This window comes from Corynebacterium sp. HMSC29G08 (assembly GCF_001806875.1).
Classification (GTDB): Bacteria; Actinomycetota; Actinomycetes; order Mycobacteriales; family Mycobacteriaceae; genus Corynebacterium.
Window position 1 is genome coordinate 1 of record NZ_KV786264.1, and the last position, 647, is coordinate 647.

Annotated in this window: 1 protein-coding gene; it reads right to left on the reverse strand. The window is 54.7% G+C overall.

What is annotated here, in order from left to right:
- Positions 1–98 precede the first annotated feature (98 nt).
- A partial coding sequence (locus tag HMPREF3101_RS12160; RefSeq protein WP_168160180.1) for a hypothetical protein occupies positions 99–647 on the reverse strand: 549 nt, incomplete at its 5' end.

The window sequence follows — 647 nt, forward strand, 5'->3', positions numbered from 1 at the left end:
ATCCGGATCCAACTCCTCCTCAAAAAGACGTCCACGCCCTTTACCAGACATACCCTCATTCACCATTCAAATACTCCAATCTCCACCCGGTTACTGCATCAGTGCCGCCAGGCGTACAACAACGAATTTTCGGTATACGCGTAATCAGGATCAACGGCTTCAACCGCCCCCGCAAGCCGCTCCTCCCACTTCTTCATCACCTCAGCCCCAATCGGACCAATCGGACCAGTCCCGCCCTCAACCGCAGCATCAAGAACAATGCCCGCAATCTGAAAATCCGCACGCCTCCACCCACGATCTTGAGTCAACTCCAAATAATCACGACACGCATCAAGCGCAGCAAAAGGATCAGAAATCATCTCATAACACAACATCGCCGTACCCCACGAATGCATGGCCTCCAACGCAGCATCACCTGCCGGAGCACCGGTAGCAGCAACAAAACGATACACATCCAACGGCATACACTTCGCCGCCTCATAGTTAGACAACCTCATCACACCCCACCGAGCCAACGGCGAGTCCACCAGCACCTCACACACCTCACGCCCAGCAATCGCAGGCCGCTGCTCGTCGCGCTTCCCACACGCAAACATCAAATTATTCGCCAACGCCTCCACCACAGTCAGATGCGTATTCGCATCACC